13 protein-coding genes are annotated in these 16,525 nt (G+C 62.7%); 7 read left to right on the top strand and 6 right to left on the bottom strand.

The window, feature by feature from the left end:
* The first annotated feature begins 12 nt into the window (after positions 1–12).
* On the top strand, positions 13–2,112 hold the full coding sequence (locus AC0J5J_RS00160; protein WP_474898829.1) for an AAA family ATPase: 2,100 nt from the start codon (positions 13–15) through the stop codon (positions 2,110–2,112).
* Between the two features lie 632 nt (positions 2,113–2,744).
* Here the strand turns inward: AC0J5J_RS00160 and AC0J5J_RS00165 are convergent.
* A complete protein-coding gene (locus AC0J5J_RS00165; protein ID WP_474898831.1) occupies positions 2,745–3,425 on the bottom strand; it encodes a hypothetical protein in 681 nt (226 codons plus the stop codon).
* A gap of 732 nt (positions 3,426–4,157) precedes the next feature.
* Here AC0J5J_RS00165 and AC0J5J_RS00170 point away from each other — a divergent pair.
* Entirely contained in the window at positions 4,158–4,520 is a 363-nt protein-coding gene (locus AC0J5J_RS00170) for a hypothetical protein (protein WP_474898833.1), read from the top strand.
* 345 nt (positions 4,521–4,865) lie between these two features.
* Here AC0J5J_RS00170 and AC0J5J_RS00175 read toward each other — a convergent pair whose 3' ends face one another.
* Positions 4,866–5,333 (bottom strand): hypothetical protein, encoded by a 468-nt coding sequence (locus AC0J5J_RS00175; protein ID WP_474898835.1) that lies wholly within the window; start codon positions 5,331–5,333, stop codon positions 4,866–4,868.
* Between the two features lie 617 nt (positions 5,334–5,950).
* On the opposite strand from AC0J5J_RS00175, the gene AC0J5J_RS00180 reads away from it, so the two are divergent.
* Positions 5,951–6,079, top strand: a complete 129-nt coding sequence (locus AC0J5J_RS00180; protein WP_474900174.1) for a transposase — start codon at positions 5,951–5,953, stop codon at positions 6,077–6,079.
* A 57-nt stretch (positions 6,080–6,136) separates the two neighbouring features.
* On the opposite strand, the gene AC0J5J_RS00185 is transcribed toward AC0J5J_RS00180, so the two are convergent.
* The gene (locus tag AC0J5J_RS00185) at positions 6,137–7,405 is read right to left on the bottom strand and encodes a hypothetical protein (RefSeq protein ID WP_474898837.1); all 1,269 of its coding nucleotides are present in this window, start codon (positions 7,403–7,405) and stop codon (positions 6,137–6,139) included.
* Between the two features lie 166 nt (positions 7,406–7,571).
* On the opposite strand from AC0J5J_RS00185, the gene AC0J5J_RS00190 reads away from it, so the two are divergent.
* The 3 genes from AC0J5J_RS00190 to thiL are packed head-to-tail and all read left to right on the top strand — an operon-like array spanning position 7,572 to position 9,942.
* Positions 7,572–8,222, top strand: a complete 651-nt coding sequence (locus tag AC0J5J_RS00190) for a class I SAM-dependent methyltransferase (protein ID WP_474898839.1) — start codon at positions 7,572–7,574, stop codon at positions 8,220–8,222.
* 18 nt (positions 8,223–8,240) lie between these two features.
* On the top strand, positions 8,241–8,888 hold the full coding sequence (locus AC0J5J_RS00195) for a hypothetical protein (RefSeq protein WP_474898841.1): 648 nt from the start codon (positions 8,241–8,243) through the stop codon (positions 8,886–8,888).
* Positions 8,889–8,910: 22 nt separating this feature from the next.
* A complete protein-coding gene (thiL, locus tag AC0J5J_RS00200; protein ID WP_474898843.1) occupies positions 8,911–9,942 on the top strand; it encodes a thiamine-phosphate kinase in 1,032 nt (343 codons plus the stop codon).
* 607 nt (positions 9,943–10,549) lie between these two features.
* On the opposite strand, the gene AC0J5J_RS00205 is transcribed toward thiL, so the two are convergent.
* The 3 genes from AC0J5J_RS00205 to AC0J5J_RS00215 all read right to left on the bottom strand — a co-directional run bounded on the left by AC0J5J_RS00205 (position 10,550) and on the right by AC0J5J_RS00215 (position 15,756).
* On the bottom strand, positions 10,550–11,137 hold the full coding sequence (locus AC0J5J_RS00205) for a hypothetical protein (protein WP_474898845.1): 588 nt from the start codon (positions 11,135–11,137) through the stop codon (positions 10,550–10,552).
* 920 nt (positions 11,138–12,057) lie between these two features.
* On the bottom strand, positions 12,058–13,749 hold the full coding sequence (locus AC0J5J_RS00210; protein ID WP_474898846.1) for a formate--tetrahydrofolate ligase: 1,692 nt from the start codon (positions 13,747–13,749) through the stop codon (positions 12,058–12,060).
* Positions 13,750–13,854: 105 nt separating this feature from the next.
* Complete coding sequence (locus AC0J5J_RS00215; protein ID WP_474898848.1) at positions 13,855–15,756, bottom strand: ABC transporter ATP-binding protein; 1,902 nt, start codon at positions 15,754–15,756, stop codon at positions 13,855–13,857.
* Between the two features lie 406 nt (positions 15,757–16,162).
* Between AC0J5J_RS00215 and AC0J5J_RS00220 the strand changes: the two genes are divergently transcribed.
* Positions 16,163–16,348 carry a hypothetical protein gene (locus AC0J5J_RS00220; RefSeq protein ID WP_474898850.1) on the top strand — a complete coding sequence of 62 codons (186 nt, stop codon included), beginning with the start codon at positions 16,163–16,165 and terminating at the stop codon, positions 16,346–16,348.
* The last annotated feature ends 177 nt before the right edge of the window (positions 16,349–16,525 follow it).

A 16,525-nucleotide genomic window follows, 5' to 3' on the forward strand; every position in this document is an offset into this window, starting at 1 on the left:
CTAGCCGAAGGCATGCGTGCCGCCCTCACTGGAGTGAAGTCGCACATTGACGTCAGCATGATCGTGCGATTGCAGGTGCCCACTGAACTGGATCTGAAACACGATAGGTCCCAGGACGAGCAACCAACTCCCGGCGCAGGGCTGCTGGTGGCCATTGCCGAAAGATTCGCAGTGCCTGCTGACTTCGAGTTTTCAATGGAGAATCGCCAATTCATTACCGTCAGCAAAGCAAATGAAGTCACTGACCGGTTTATTCGGGCTCAGTTTGACGCGCGCAACGAACGAGCAGAGCTCCGTGACGAGGTCGCCGCAGACCGCCTCTTCCTGATGCATCCCGCCGGCACCTCGGCCGATCCCAGTTGGGATGTCTGGCCCGTGGCGGACCCAACCGGACCAGAGGTCCGTGAATCTCTAGAACGGTTGAACCGCGCGGGCGACGAAATCGAAGCGCTGGAATACTCCGACGAAGGCATGGATGTGTTCCAAGAAGCAGTATGGAACACACCGCTCCGAGGTAATAAGGCGGACCACCTTCTCACGCGAGAGCGCCGCCGATTCTATACAACGACATTTATTCCGTACTCCGGCGATGCATCATCCTTCGAACCGTTCCATGCCTTCCCGATTCAAGGAGCGCTCGATCTCGGTATCGATGTTCTCCTGGCGACTGGTGATCCGAATGCGGACACGATCGATTACCTCGGCGAGATCGTGATCCGTGCTGCCTCTATTGCAAGGACTTTGGAGGACAAGTCGGCCCCGGGAGAAAGCGTTCGTGATGCTCTTTCGGGCGGATGGGATTTAGAGAGTGCGCGGAGACTCATCGAACACAAGTTGCGCTCGCGTTCCGGGGGTGATGACAGCTCACACGACGTGGACGAGATCGCCGTGCTGACGAGGCTCGTCGATCGATTGGCGGGGGAGGTCTCGCTTGAACTGGAGGTGCGAGCGAAAGCAGCGATTGAGCAGATGATGATCGACGCACCGACGCCAGTGCTTCAGCTGACCCCCGCCATCACGCGTTTTTCCAATCCAGCGGCGCAATGGCTATTTAGACGCGGGGAAGGCGGTCAGCTGGTCAACTTCGAAAACCTTTCTCGAGCCGAACGAATCTGGGCCGGTGCAGCCGTTGACGATGCGCTCTACTGGCATCGACGGGAGCACACATCCCGGCCCGGCGACGAACTTCGACCCGTCGTCACGATCTTGGACGAACCGGAAACCGCACTCCACCGATCCGCCGAGGCGCACACCGCTCGCGCCCTGGTCGACCGAGCACGGGATCCACGCAGAATTATTGTTGCCGCCACTCACTCCCCGGAATTGCTCGATGCGCGGGAAGCACGCATCATCGAAGTCAAACGAGGCGGTGGAAAGAATGGTGCTTCTGTGGTCCGCGAGCTTAACCTTGCTGACAAGGCAGCACTTGGTGAGCTCGGGTTGTCGCCGAGTGACCTCTTGCGATGGCCGCGAATCTTCCTACTCGTGGAAGGTGCGCATGATGAAGCGCTGCTCGACGCCTTCTTCGGAGATCGACTGCGTGCGGCCCGGGTCCAAATATTGCCGCTGCGCGGGGCCACGAAGCTCCCCGGGACGATCGATAGCAGGGTGCTGTTCGACTTCACCGGCGCGCACCTCGTTGCCCTTGTCGACAATCAGGACCTACAGCAACTTGGGGCGGCGTGGGCGCAGGCGCTCGAAAATCGAGCATCCGGCACCCTCGAAGCAGCGACCGCCGGTCTGGCCGACGCCGTCCTCGGCGATGGGGACGAAGCCCGATTCCTCCGTGAGTGGCTCACCGCAGCGCTCCGGACGGGGGTCGAGAGTCGCGTCACACCGTACAGCTTGGAGGCCAAGGACATCATCGAGTACGTTCCGGTCGGCTCCCTCATCGCCACGCACGCATCCTGGGACATCCTCCGGGTAGAGCATGCGGGCGCTCTCGCAGCCCGCAACGGGTCGCCCAGAGACTTCAAAAAGTGGCTCGAAGCGACCTACAAGGTCGTCATCAACCCGGACCTGCTGCGGGAGGCCGCCCGGGGTGTGGACCGCGCACCGCAGGAACTCGAGCGGCTGATGAAGACTCTGGAGGCGATCGCGCACCAGCGATAGCGAGGCCAGTAGGACGAGGGGAGGGCTCCAAATACATGGCGACCGCATAGTTCCGAAGTTACATGGTCGCCGCCGGGCGATAGCCAATGTCTGGGCACCGTCGCCGATGATGGCGCGTTTCGGTCCCGCGGACATATGAGCCCTTATCGGCACAACTTCGCCTTCATTCCACTCGAATTGAGGGGCCGGCGGGTAAGTCTTAGCCGAGTTCGCACAACGCTTGAAATCGGTCACTCCCGATCGGAATCTCCGCATTGATCTCCCGGGACCACGAGGAGTGGGCGTGCGACCAGTTCTTGACGGTGACCGGTCCGTTTTGGGTGAAGATTCTTGCTTTCAACGGGTATGTGGAGGGCCACGTCCCAACTGTTACAACGAGGTCGCCGGCAAGCTCGCCGCTCGGGCCGTCACCGCTCCATGTGCACGTGTATCGACCGCCGGGGAACGCGTTCGCATTGCTCAAAATAAAGACAGCGGCGATAGTGATGGCGACCCACACCCAGGGCCTCTTGAGGAACGGTTTTGGGGGTGCATTCGTCGCAGATTGGACAGACATGGGGTTCCTCGCGGTCAGTGGGTGGACGTACTCAGGTTGGTGATTCTCTCGGGCGAGATCAGTACAGCGGCGAGCACTACTCGTAGATCGATATCAGACTTGGGTCTTCGAGTTCGATCTGGGCGACCCCGTTGTACACGGTAATGAGGCCCGACGTGCAGAGCCGCGAACCGTACGCGATGGGTTCGATTCCACCGACGTCCCAGACCACGATCTGGAAGCGCTCTGGATCGGGGTAGTCGAGCCCGAGGTTGAGGAAGAGATCGTCCTCGGAGTAGCCGTTTCCAGCGAGCGGTCCGCAAACGCGCTGCTCGGTTCCGGCGTAGCTGACCGCCTCGTTCCACGCGATTCCGCCGCCAGGCTGTTCGACGGGCGCGGGCGTAGCGGCTGCAGCGCTTCCGCTTGTGCAAAGTCCGTCGGCGCGCAGCAGGTCGATGGCTTCCAGCACGAGGTACTGGTTGAGTTCGTCGCAGGCGTCAGGTCCAAGCGTCCCCTGTGCTGAGACTCTCGCCGACGTGTAATCGACGAGGATGTTGTATTCGTACGAGCAGTTCTCGGTTAGCCATTGAAACATCGAGTCGGTCGCGCCAGAGGTGTCATCGATACGCACGCTCTGCAGAGCGCTCGCAAGTACCTCGTCGCACTCGGGCATCTGGTTTGACTGGCTACTGCTTCCGTAGCTGCAGCCAGTGAGGAGGAGCGCCGATGTAAGAATGCCGACGGCAATCCATCGCGCAGCGCGCAGTGTCTGGGCCACGGCTCTCCTTAGTTCGGCTTTGGACGGTTCAAGTAGGAGACTAGGCCCTCGGACGTGGCCGGCAGTGGACCGAGACGTACCCCCGTTCTGGCGGCAGACCGGCTTCGCCACAGCCGACTTCTGGGGCATCGACTGAGTCGAACGGCGACACCGGGCGGACGCTCGATTTCAGGAGACTGCCCTGGTGCCGGCCACGGCATGCAGGGCGGGCTTGACCGTCGGCGCCAATGTGTTCGGTTTTCGGATCCAACCCGGTGTTCGGTTTGTGGCCCGCCGACGCGCTCAGCGAGGAACGTCGGTCGCTCACCAGGCTCGCGCACGACGACATACACGCCGTGCCCCGGAGGCAGGTCGCCCCGTTCGACAGATCCAAATCGCTTCCAACCCCTGAAGTCGAGGCGATCGAATCCGACGCGCGTCCACTCAATGTCCACGCGCAGGCGTACGGTACGGTCATCAGTGATGCGTCAAACGACAGTGCGTGTAAAGACCCCGGCCGCGCCTCGGGTGCGCGCAAAGTCGAATGTCGGTGGTGCCACCGACTATGTCGACGGGAAGTGTTGAGGGGGAAGCCGAATGTCAGATGTCATCTCTGCCACGGTGGGGTCCGTCACTGGGGCGCTCCTTGAGTTCATCCACGGGAGTCATCGCGATCGCGCACGCGACCGAAGGGACAGACGCCGAGCAAGCGCGGAAAGCCTCCTGAGCGACCTTCGACCGCTTCATCGACGGATGCGGAAAATTGACTTCTCGCGGAACCCCGTCAAGTGGTCGCAAGACATTGAGCGCGCGCTGCAAGGCATTGAGGCCAACCAGTCGTTGCTTCCCCGTGAGTGGCGACACCTATACCGCAGTGTTCGCGCGGCCGTCGGCGAGGCAACCGGGCTCGGGTGGCGCGAGGTGCTCGGCGGAAGACCGTCCAAGGTTGCTTCTTTCGATGCGCTCTGGATCGAGCACGGTGCTGGATACGTGGGCTACGTCATCGCCAAGATCGAGCGATGGCAGGATGCGTATCGTGACGCATCCGCGCGTCGCGTGCGTCTCGTTGACTTCGACGCCTGGCTTCGGCTCAACGGCAAGACTTCGCGGCTCTGAACGTGGCGGGGTTGGGATGTCCCGTCCTGTGCCGTATGAGTGATGCTGCTTGCGGGCACGTGTTGTGTGCGCCGTCGGCGACCTCGTGATCTATTCGACCCGCCTCAGGGTGCTTCGTCCCGACATCGTCGACCTTGAGACATTCGACGCAGACCTCACGTCCGTGCCGGGTGTCGGAGGTAAGAAGCGCTGACCCCCCCCCCCCCATCCATCGCGGCGTTGCGGGGAAGCTTCGAGAGCACAATGGCTAAGCCATATTGCGCTTAGGCGCAGCCCATTGCCGTACAGCCTCCTCGTCCTCGTACGATCCCTGAACGTGCAGTCTCGAGACACACATCGAGCGGGTCAACTGAGAGGTGGTCGCCGGTCGTTCATCGCAGATATCGATTCGTTCAGCTTGACGAATGCACCGTCGAACCATTCCTCGTCGATCCAGAAGCGCGTGCCGGTGGTTTGCCTGTTCGTCGTTTCCGCACGCAGCAGAAGCTGACTGCCGTTTGGGTGTGTGGCGGGGCGGGCATGCAGTACGTCGTTCCTAATCGCGGCCGCCGCGTAGAGCGCTCGGTAAACCGCCACCGAGTATTCCTTGACTGGTCCATCTGTCATCTCAGCGGTCGCCGCCTTGATCTTGGTCGCTATACCCGACGTCATGTCCGGCTCTAACTGCTTGAGCGACATGCTGTCAGGCAGGATGTCGGCCAGCCGATGGAGATCACCGAGAATCATCCATTCCATCGAAGACACGGTGTACGCAACCTCTCCAATACGAGCAAGGTAGCTCGGCTCGGGAATTGCAACTCGTGAATGTTCCATACCGGCAGCATAGGGCCGCCATTTTGCGACGAGGCCGCCAGCGCACTGGGAAAGGACTCGACGCACGGGCGGTGACGACGAACTCAGATAACGCAACGTGCTCTTTATGACACTTACCTTCGCTCCCAATCGTGGTTGGCGCGTCTGGGGCGTTGGAGGTGCGGTCTGCCGGGACGAAATGCTGTTTCCCGCGGGGACGTTCGATGCCGACCACGGCGACCGAACTGTCCCTGATTCACTGCCGGTGTCGTGCTGGTACCACCCTCCCTGAAGTCAGCGCGTTGGTGGCAGGACCGCCGAAATTCTTAGACATCGTGGGTGGAAACGCCGGAGGTGAAGTTCGACCTTTCCCGGCGAAGTTGAAAATCGTCCGCGTTCGGGCAATTTGCGGGTTTCGGCCCTGCTGACATAACCGGTCCTATCGGTCAGCTCGACTCACGTTGTTGGTGGAAGGCGCCTCTGTTTCTCACCAAGAGTGATCGTGCCGCTCGGCGTTGTTACCTCGTATGGGGGCCTGGACGACACAAGGGCGAAGTGGCCTTGACTAGGAGGGCGGACAAACCTCACAAGAGAGAGTGATCACGTCGGGCTTAGCTCGTGAGTACTACGACGAGGCCGTGAAGTTGGTGTTGGCCACTGGCAGGGCGTTCGCGACCGTCGCCCGAGAATTCAGAATCAACGAGGCCACGCTGGGCCGGTGGGTGAGTGCGTTCAGGCCTGGCAACGAGACCAAGCTGTCGAGGTGACGGAGTCCGATGGTGCCGAGCTACTGCCGCCTCAGGAATCCGGTTAATGCGCAGGCGTCAGGGACCACGCTGGCCAAGCTTCCACGCATGGCGGCCGAACGCGACGGCGGGGATCGGGAGTAGACCAACCGCGCACGTCGCGATCCCTCGGACCTCCTCGGGGTCGCCCGAGACGGAGACGACGCCGGCAATGACCGCACCGCCCAATAGGGCCAGGCAAGCCAGCGTGGTCGCAGTGACCGCCGCTATGTGAGGCCCCCAGCGTCGCGCCCAATTTGAGTCGATCGTGTTGACCCGTGCCGTCACCGCCCGCAATAGCTTGGCGGCGTACAGCGAATCGGTGATGCTCTTGCGCCCCGTTGCCATCGAGACGGGGGCGCCGTGCGCGTGCACGGCCTGGCTTAACAGGTCGCACACGTCGAAAATCTGCCTCTGTCGCGGCATCCGCCGCAAGACTCCGGCGGCGAGGGCCCACGATACGATGTAGTGCACCGGGAACGTTGCGTAATGGTTTTCTGTGCGGCCACCGCTACGGGGGACCGCGTAGAAGCGGGGTTCGGCGCGCGGCAGATCTGCGATGCGGTTTCCGCGCAGACGGCTCCTCAAGGTTTTCTGCAACTCGCGCACCAGCTTGTCCGCCGGCACACCCAACACCGCCGGCTCACCAAGAAACGTCTTGGCGGCGAGCAGAGTGAGCGCCCATGCGACGGGGGACGAGTCGGCACCTGAGATCACCTCAGCAGCGGCCCAGCGCATCGCGTAGGCGATCCGACGGTTCACCGCCTCCTTCTCCGTCGCGGGCACGCGTAATTCGACACGCGCAGAACGTAGGGCCAGTACGACATGCACCGTCGCCAACACGTCTGCACGCACATCGTGGAAGTCCACGGCCGCGTACTTCGTGGCGAAGCCCCACCCCATGTATTGGCCGGCGACCGATGCGGGCACGGGTTGCGACAAGTCAGCGTTGCCGATAAACGATGCCAGCACCACCTGCTCGACGCGCGTCAGCGTGGTCGACGGTCCCGCCGAGGCGCGTGCCTCGATGATTGAGCAGCACTTTAGTGTGAGAGCCAGGTCGTCATCGTTAAACGCGTTGCTCAAGTCAGTGAGGTCAGTGCCGGGAAGGGTAGGCAACGCGTCATTTGCGCTCGCGCCTCCGAGCGAGGCATTCGTCAGGATCTGGATGGCGGATGAGGTGCCGTAGATGCCTACCTGCCCGTTGCTCGCCGGGACGTCTAGAAACTGTCCCCACGCAGGACGCGCACCGAGTAAGCGCTGATTTTGCGCCACTTCCGTCGTAATTGCCTGCAGGGCGGTACGCACGCGAGTTGCTCTGCTGCCGGTAGGTCTTGTTGTTCCTGTGTCCCCCCAGGTCATGATGTGAGCCTCTCCATCGATTCCCGCCTACGCGGTACCAGCTTCAAGTACCATACTGGAGGTACGCTCGTTCTGCCGAGTGGTCCGGCTGGCGAACACAGGGAGGGGACGCGTGCGACTTCTGGCTTCGAGTAGAGAACGTCTGGATGAGGTGCGCGATGCCTACCAGGAATCGCACGCCGAGTACCTTGAAACGACGCCCACCGTCGTCTTGGGTGCAATGAAGGAATGGATGGACCGTACGGTACTCGAGGTTCCTACATGGGCCCGCATACTCGAGGTGGGTTCGGGTAGCGGACGCGATGCAGACTACTTCGAGTCGCTCGGATACCGCGTGCAACGCACCGATGTTGCTCAGCCCTTCGTGGATCGGCTGCGTGCGCAGGGCAATTCGGCCGAGTACCTTGACGCCGTTCGAGATCCGTTCCCCGTCGACCTCGACGTAATCTTCGCGAACGCGGTCGTCTGCCACTTTGAGAAACCCCAATTCAGCCAGTTTCTAGCCAGGGCGCGCTCCGCGCTCCGCCCCAACGGCGTGCTCTCCTTCTCCACGAAGTTCGGTGAGGCGTATGAGCCGACTTCTAAGCAGTCCCGCCTGCCCGCGACCCGGAAGTTCTCGCGGTGGCCGACCGGGGAGCTCCTCCAGTTCCTCGACAATCACGACTTCGACGTGGTGTGGCACTCGGTCAGCGGCGGCATCCGGAGTACCAGCCAGTGGATCAACGTCGTCGCGACGCGGCGTCGCGCCATCTTCGAGTTCTGACCCCGGACCGAGCAATCTATGGAGCCGCACGACTGCGAGATATGCGTTGAGTTCGACGCCGCGCATGCCCCCGAGCACTACCTCTTTCGCGGAGTGCCATCGGCAGGGCGTGTCCTTGCACAGACTGAACATTTTGTCCTTGTTCCTGACTTCGCGCCGCTTATATCGGGCCACCTTCTGCTGTTTGCGCGCAGGCACGCGTTGAGCATGGCCGACTACCTCTCCGTGGGCGACACCCGTGCCAACGAAATTCCCCAGTTCCTGAGCCGCTACGCAAATCAGTACGGCGCCCCCGCGGTCATTGAGCATGGAAGCACCCTCGAGGTCGAACGGGAAGGTCCGTGCATCGCGCATGCTCATTTTCATCTACTGCCCCTCGCCGCCGACGATCTCAAGTCCGAGTTTGCCCGAGACTCGGGGAACGCGGCGACGACGGTGACCTGGTCGGAAGTCCCGGGGGCGTCGGGACGCGAGTACGTGCTCGTCGGAACCAGCGAGTCCGTCACCATGGCGGTGAATTGGCGTCCACCGACGCGCCAATATGCTCGTTCGCTGGTCGGGCGAACGCTCGGACTCTCTGCATCCCAGACTTACTCCGACACGTGCATCATGCCGAATATCGTGGCCGCCACCATCTCGGAGTGGGACGCAGACAATGTCGCATAAGCACTCAACAGAGCCGGAGCGCGTGCGTCAGATCACGTCGGGGCTGTTCGCCGGCCAGAGCGGGAGCACCTGGCGCCAGCCTGACGCGGAATTGACACTGCTCGGCGGCGCCGATCGAGCCGACGACGCAGCATGGTTCCGGTTTGACGGGTCGGCTGAGATCGTCGTGGCCTCCGACTACGTACGCGGCAGCGAGTTTCTGCTTTTTCAGCTCGGAATCCTGGATCACTACGACATCGGTTATTACCTCGCCGCCGCCAATATCAGCGACATCGCAGCCATGGGCGCTCAACCTGTCGCGCTAACCTCGGTCGTGCGGTACCCGAAAGATTTGTCTGATGACAACTTCTCGGCAATCATGCGCGGAATCCGCGACTGCTGCCAGCGTTACGGCTGCCACAACGTCGGGGGCGATATTGGCACCGCTGAGCGGATCATCCTTTCGGCGTCGGCGATCGGACTGACCTCGGTCGGTGCAACGCTAACCCGCGCTGGCGCGCAGGCTGGTGACGCCGTCGTGCTCAGCGGAGCGACGGGAATCGCTCTCGCGGCGATGATTTACTTCGAAGGTCGTTCGATGCACGGCTGGCAACTCGATGCCGAGCATGAGCGCCGCCTAGCTCGCGCATGGAAACGGGTTGAACCAGAGGTGGCCCTCGGGCGCCTTCTATCCACGGGCGGGTTCGCCACCAGCTGTCAGGATACTTCGGACGGATTGCGCGCGACGGTGGAGCAAATTGAGACGGCGAGCAGGGTGCACATCGATCTCGACCTCCAGGCTGTTCCCGTTGACGATGCGGTCGTGGCGGTCGCCGAGTTGGCCGGGATCCCCGCCCTTGACATCGTGTTCGGCGGGTCGGTCGACTTCAAGCTGCTTTTCACCGTGAGACCTGACGCGGTCAATGACATCCCCGGCGCCGCGCGCGTCATCGGCACAGTCGTGTCTGCGGGAAACGGCGGCGATCTGCTGCCGGGAACAGCTTGGGCGCATCAGGCCGATCCGCTCGCCGGTTATCGTCGGCACGACAGTCCGGAGTCACCCAAGCAGACGTAGACCCACAGAATTCACCACACTCTGAATCGTCGGTGCCCACCTCTCGCGGCCGTTACGGGCAGCTTGGGCGCGACATTCGGGGGAGAAGCGCTTCGGCTCGTCTCGCAGATCCGCGAACGAAGCGATTGTCCTATCCCATCTCAAACAAGCTGCACTGGTCGTCGACACCGCTGAGTGGCCACTGAATCCGCGTTTCGCGCTTGGGTCGATCTGTGTCAGTGGTCAGGTCCCGGAAATGCCGGAGGAAAAGAATGAGAGCTGCGGAGGAAATCTGAGTTCCAGAGTCACGGACAATCCGCGCCCTACTGGCTTCCGCGAATGGCTCGCCAGATGTCCCGGAGACTCAAGGTTTTTCGGGACTTTTGGGTTAGAGATTTGATGTTCCCGTGACTGGCCCATCACTTTCACCTCTCTGGACAATCCCAGGCGTTGTCTCGTCGGACGCATGGGGCTTCGTGCAACGTCTACCGTGGTGCCCGAAGATCTTCCGGCCGCCCCGTTTTGTTGTGCGCCGGGCGAGCACGACGGGCAACATTTTCTGAGGACCTTTAGCGATTCATCGATGTCTCAGAAGTTTGCCCTGGAGAAACCGCTGGCCAAAAGCGTTTCACAGAGACCTTGTGATTTCACCTTCCGACCTGCGGGCCAAGTAGGCGGCGCGATTCAGTACGGCCGGAGTCATTCCGCGGGAGTGGAGCATTACACGTTCCCGTTCACGAGCCATATACGACCGGATGAGCGGTCGTGCGTCTTCGTGCAGCGCGGTCATATCGATCTCGTCACCGCTGAAGCCCACACCGTGGGCGTTCTCGACGACGAATGCGGTTCTGGTGCCGGCTAGGGCATCGATGAGGCCAGAATCATCTGTAACGAACGCGATGGGCAATTTCCAGTCCTTGCGGAACATCGGCTGAGTCATCACCGCGGGGATGCGCGAGTACATCAGATCCCATGTGGCGCCCCACACCGAGTCGCGAATGTCTCGGCCTCCGGCCACCTTGAGGAGTCGCCTGGCGCGATCTGGGTAGTCACCGGTACCAGCAAGGAGGAGGAACCCGATCCAGGCTTCCCGGCTCGCCGACACCTGTAACTCATGCTCAAGCCAGAACCTAAACCGGTCGAGTCGTTCTGTGCGCGACAGACCCTCCTCGCGGTCAATGACGATCGCCTTCAGAAGTGCGGCGTACGACACCATGAACCAGGAGCGAAGGCATTCGCGCCGGCGCCAAGCACAGCCATCGTCGCATTCTCCGCAGTGGGCACCCCAGATCAACGGGATGTTTCCCGGACGCTCTGGGCGGCCCGGTCGAGTATCTCTTCAGGCATTTCGTTATGAACCTGCATGTGAAGGGATGCGCGGCCCTAGGGTTGGACCTCGGTAAAGTAAGGCCCGTAGTAGCGCGGCAGATTCCCTGCCCGGAAGCACCCTCGAAGGAGAGACGTGGGATTCTTTAGCAGTTTGTTTGGTGGCTCCGCGGCCAGCGACAAGGACAGTTCCAGCAGCCCGCTGACGACACTTACATGCGACTCGTGCGGCGACGACGTCGACGAAGAGGATATGCAGGAAGGCCAGTGTGAAAACTGTTACTCCGACTACACGGGCCCCAAGTACTGCTGCGGAATGATTTACGAGGAGGGGGAGGACACCTGCATGAGTTGCGGGGAGTCGCTCTAGCCCCTGCGTGCAAGCCAACAGCGCTCGCTCATCGCAGCCGAGCCGATCGACATCCCGGCCAAGCCCGACGTCGATGTAGTCAATGGTCCTGGAGAGAAAGCCCGCTTAGCTTGGAACGCCCTGCCCCACGCCGCAAAAGCCACCAGTCATAGCAAGGGTTGTGGGATTGCATGAAACCCCCACAGAGGACCAAAGGGCCGTTCGCGAAACTCTTCACGAAACGGTCCGGTCGAAATAAAGAAATCGCTCCTGAGACTTCTCAGGAGCGATTCCTGGTTTCTGATGTTGTTGGGTGTGTTCGCGGGAACGATTCTTGAGGTGCCGCCGCGATTTGGCCGGTTCCGCACGGTTTCGGGCGCGTCAGGTTGGGGCAGGGCGCATGAGCAGCTCACGCCGGGGACGACCGAGGTAGCCACCGGCAGCCCGGCCGGGTCCGCAGATCAGGACAACCCGACGATCTCGCCATTCTCGTCGATGTCGATGCCTTCGGCTGCCGGTGCGGACGAGAGACCGGGCATGGTGCGCATGTCGCCGCAGAGGGGATAGATGAACCCGGCCCCGATCGACGCACGCACCTCACGCACCGGCAGTCGCCACCCGGTGGGTGCTCCCTTGATTTTGGGGTCGGCCGACAGGGAAAGGTGTGTCTTGGCGATGCACACCGGCAGGCTGCCGAAGCCTGCCCGCTCGTACTTGTCGAGTTGCCGAGCGGCCAGAGGCGAGAGGTCCACGCCGTCGGCGCCGTACATCTCGCGCGCGATCACATCGATCTTGTCGACCAAGGGAAGATCGTCGGGATAGAGCCGGTGGAAGCTCGACGGTTCAGCGCAGGCCTCCGCAACCGCCTCGGCCAGCTCGACCGCACCCCTGCCGCCTTCGGTGAAGTGGTAGCTGATCGCCGCGCGCACACCTTCCTCTGCCGCGACGTGCATGATCGCTTGATGCTCACTGTCGTAGTCGGTGGGAAATGCGTTCACCGCAATGACCGGCGTCACTCCGTGACGGCGGATGTTGGCGATCTGCCGGCGCAGGTTCGCTGCCCCGGCGATGACGTCGTCGGGATTCTCGGCAAGCATCTCCGGTGGCAGAGGCCGGCCGGCGACGACCCGGTACTTGTTTGAGTGAGTTTTCAGGTCACGCACGGTCGCGACGATGACGGCGGCATCCGGTGCCAGCCCGGAGGCACGGCACTTGATATTGAAGAACTTTTCCGCGCCGATGTCTGCACCGAACCCCGCCTCGGTGATGAGGTAGTCGCCGGCATGGATGCCGATCAGATCGGCGAGCACCGAGGAGTTACCGGTGGCGATGTTCCCGAACGGACCGCTGTGCACGAGCACTGGGGTCTGCTCCACGGTCTGCATCAGGTTCGGCTTGATGGCATCCTTGAGTATCGCGGTCATGGCGCCGGCCGCCTTGAGCATCTCGGCGGTCACCGGTTCGCCGCCGCGGTTGTAGCCGACGACGATTCTTCCCATCCGTTCACGAAGATCCCGCAACGACGTGCACAGCGACAACAACGCCATCACCTCGCTGGCTGCGGAGATGTCGAAACCGGATTGGAGCGGATTGCCGTCGTCAGGACCGCCGAGCCCGGTGATGATGGTGCGCAGCTCGCGATCGTTGACGTCGAGGACACGTCGCCAGGTGATCTCATGGGGGTCGAACCCGAGACGGTTTCCCTTGTGGATGTGGTTGCCGATCATCGCCGACAAGAGATTGTGGGCCGCGGTAACGGCGTGCGTGTCGCCGGTCAGGTGCAGGTTCAGTGCCTCCATCGGGACCACCTGAGCGTAGCCGCCACCAGCGGCTCCGCCCTTGATGCCGAACGTCGGCCCCATCGACGGCTGCCGTATCGCGACGATCCCGAGCTTGTCGATGTGCCGGAAGCCCTGACCGAGCCCGATCGCAGTGGTCGTCTTGCCCGACCCGAGTGGAGTCGGTGTGATTGCGGTGACGACGACATACTTGGCCCGTGGACGGTCACGGAGCTCATCGATCGCATCGAGGGAGATCTTCGACGCCGCACTTCCGTACGGTTCCAGCAGGTGTGGACCGATGCCCATTTCGGCGGCAACCTCTTCAAGCGGGCGACGGACCGCAGCGCGCGAGATAGCGAGATCCGACGGCATGGCCGTGGTGATTGATCGAGATGGCTTGAACATGGTGCCTCCTCAGCGATTCAGCGCCTCTGGGGCCTGGTGACCCAAGCGTACTGTCAGGCCCCGGGCTCGTGACTAGGTCAGGCTCAGCGTTTCCTCGTCGGCCGCAACATCCGTCTGCACGGCGAACTGGGTCCGGTGCAATTCCTCGTACCGCCCACCCACAGCCAGCAGTTCCTCGTGCGTACCGCGCTCCACGATCGAGCCGTCCTCAACCACGAGGATCAGGTCTGCACTGCGGATGGTGGAGAGGCGGTGTGCGATCACCATCGCCGTCCGTCCCTCGAGCGCCTCGCTGAGCGCCGCCTGCACGGCGGCCTCAGACGTCGAGTCCAGCGCCGCCGTGGCCTCGTCGAGGATGACGACGCGCGGCTGGGCGAGCAGGAGCCTCGCGATGGTCATCCGCTGGCGCTCACCCCCGGACAGCCGGTAGCCACGCTCTCCGACCATGGTGTCCAGCTGGTCCGGCAGGGACCGGATGAGCGGCTCGAGCCGCGCACGGCGCACGGCGTCCCACACCTCGTCGTCGGACGCCTCCGGCCTCGCGAGGCGCAGATTGGAGAGGATGGTCTCGTGGAACAGGTGGCCGTCCTGCGTCACCATGCCCAGGCTGTGCCGCATGGAGGCGAAAGTGACATCGCGGACATCCGTCCCCGCGAGGCGCACAGCGCCGCTGTCGACGTCATACAGGCGCGAGAGGAGCTGCGCAATTGTGGACTTGCCGGCACCGGATGTCCCAACGAGGGCAACGGTCTGCCCCGGTTCGATCCTGAAGGATACGCCGTGCAGCACCTCCTCGCCGCCGCGGGTGTCCAGCGTGGCAACCTCCTCGAGAGAGGCGAGGGACACTTTGTCTGCGGACGGGTAGGCGAAGCGGACATTGTCGAACTCGACGGCCACGGGGCCTTCGGGAACGGCGACGGCGTCGGGCTTCTCCTTGATGAGCGGGTCGAGGTCCAGCACCTCGAAGACGCGCTCGAAGCTGACGACCGCGCTCATGATCTCCACCCGTGCGTTTGCGAGGCTGGTGAGCGGCGCGTAGAGGCGGGTGAGGAGGAGCGCCAGGGTGACCACGTCACCGGTATTCAGCTGGCCGGCGAGTGCGAGGAAGCCGCCGAGCCCATAAACGAGGGCGAGGGCGAGAGCGGAGACGAGCATCAGTGCGGTGAAGAAGACGAACTGCAGCATCGCGGTCCGGACTCCGATGTCGCGGACGCGGGCGGCGCGGACGCGGAACTCCTCGGCCTCCTCGTCGGGCCGGCCGAACAGTTTGACGAGGGTGGCGCCGGGCGCTGAGAAGCGCTCGGTCATCTGCGTGCTCATGGCGGAATTGTGATCGGCGGCCTCGCGGCGCAGCGCGGCGAGGCGGCTGCCCATGCGGCGCGCGGGTATCAGGAAGATGGGGAGCATGATCATGGCGAGAACCGTCACGAGCCAGGACGTGTTGAGCATGACGATCAGGGTGAGGGTCAGCGCCACGAGGTTCGTGACCACGCCGGACAGCGTGCCGCTGAAGGCCTGCTGGGCGCCGATCACATCGTTGTTAAGGCGGCTCACGAGGGCGCCGGTCCGCGTGCGGGTGAAGAATGCGATCGGCATCTTCTGCACGTGGTTGAAGACGGAGGTGCGGAGGTCCAGAATCACGCCTTCGCCGATCCGCGCCGAGTACCAGCGCGTCACGAGTGACACGGCGGCGTCGGCCACGGCCACGAGGGCGATGACGACGGCGATCCAAACGATCGTGGTGACCTCGCCCTGGGCGACGATGACGTCGACCACCTGGCCGGCGAGTACCGGCGTCGCGACCGCGAGGAAAGCTCCCACGATGGAGAGGGCGATGAAGATCAGCAGCTTGGACCGGTAGGGCACCGCGAACGTCATGATCCGCCGCACGGACTCACGGGAGAAGCCGTGTTTGCCGTCCCTGGCGGTAGAGATCTTGTACAGCGAGCTCCAGGCCGCGCCTTCCATGCTCATTGAGGTTCCTTCCGTGGGCAACAGTCCAGCTTAGATGGCGAGTTGCCCGAGCTTGGCGACGCGGCTGCCGAGGTGACGCGCGGTGCGCCGGTCGGCGTCATGGACCACGTCGGGTCCGCGGTCAATCCACGACTGTGCACCGGCTGACACATTCATTTGGTGCTGTGGCTTGTCACAAGGGTCATCGACATGCCGGTACTCGGTCAGAGGTCCTCACTGGCTTGGCACGCCCTTTTCGATCTATCCGAGAAGGTGCCGAATAACTGGTGCCTGGTTGGCGGCCAGATGGTGCACTTCTGGTGCGTCGAACGCGACACCACGCCGAATCGGCCGACCGACGACGCGGATGCTGTTTTGGATGTGCGCGCGCAGCCGACCATCCTCCATCAGGTCACCAAAGCCCTCGTTGACATTCGCCGTCCTCAGCACCCTGGTCACCCGTGAAGACCAACTGGCCGTGCAGATGAGCAAGCGGGACCGCCAGCTGCTCGGTAACGCGATCGGGGCCATCCGCATAGATGGGACAATCATCCCCGCCATCGACGGGGCTGACCGTGGAATCGAACGGCTGACAATCGCGCTGAACGCGTAGCTCGGCCGCCGGTGGCCGGATGGCCGGCTGGCCGGCTGAGTCCTTGCTCAAGTTTCTCGCCCCTGACGGCTGTGCTCGCTCTGTCCGAGTCTGTTGTGGCAACTCTCGGGGCTGACTGGGTGGATTCATCAGCAACGCTCAGTCGATCTAGCTGGACGACACATGAGGCTGTTGGCA

Source organism: Cryobacterium sp. TS_SC_7 (assembly GCF_056156285.1).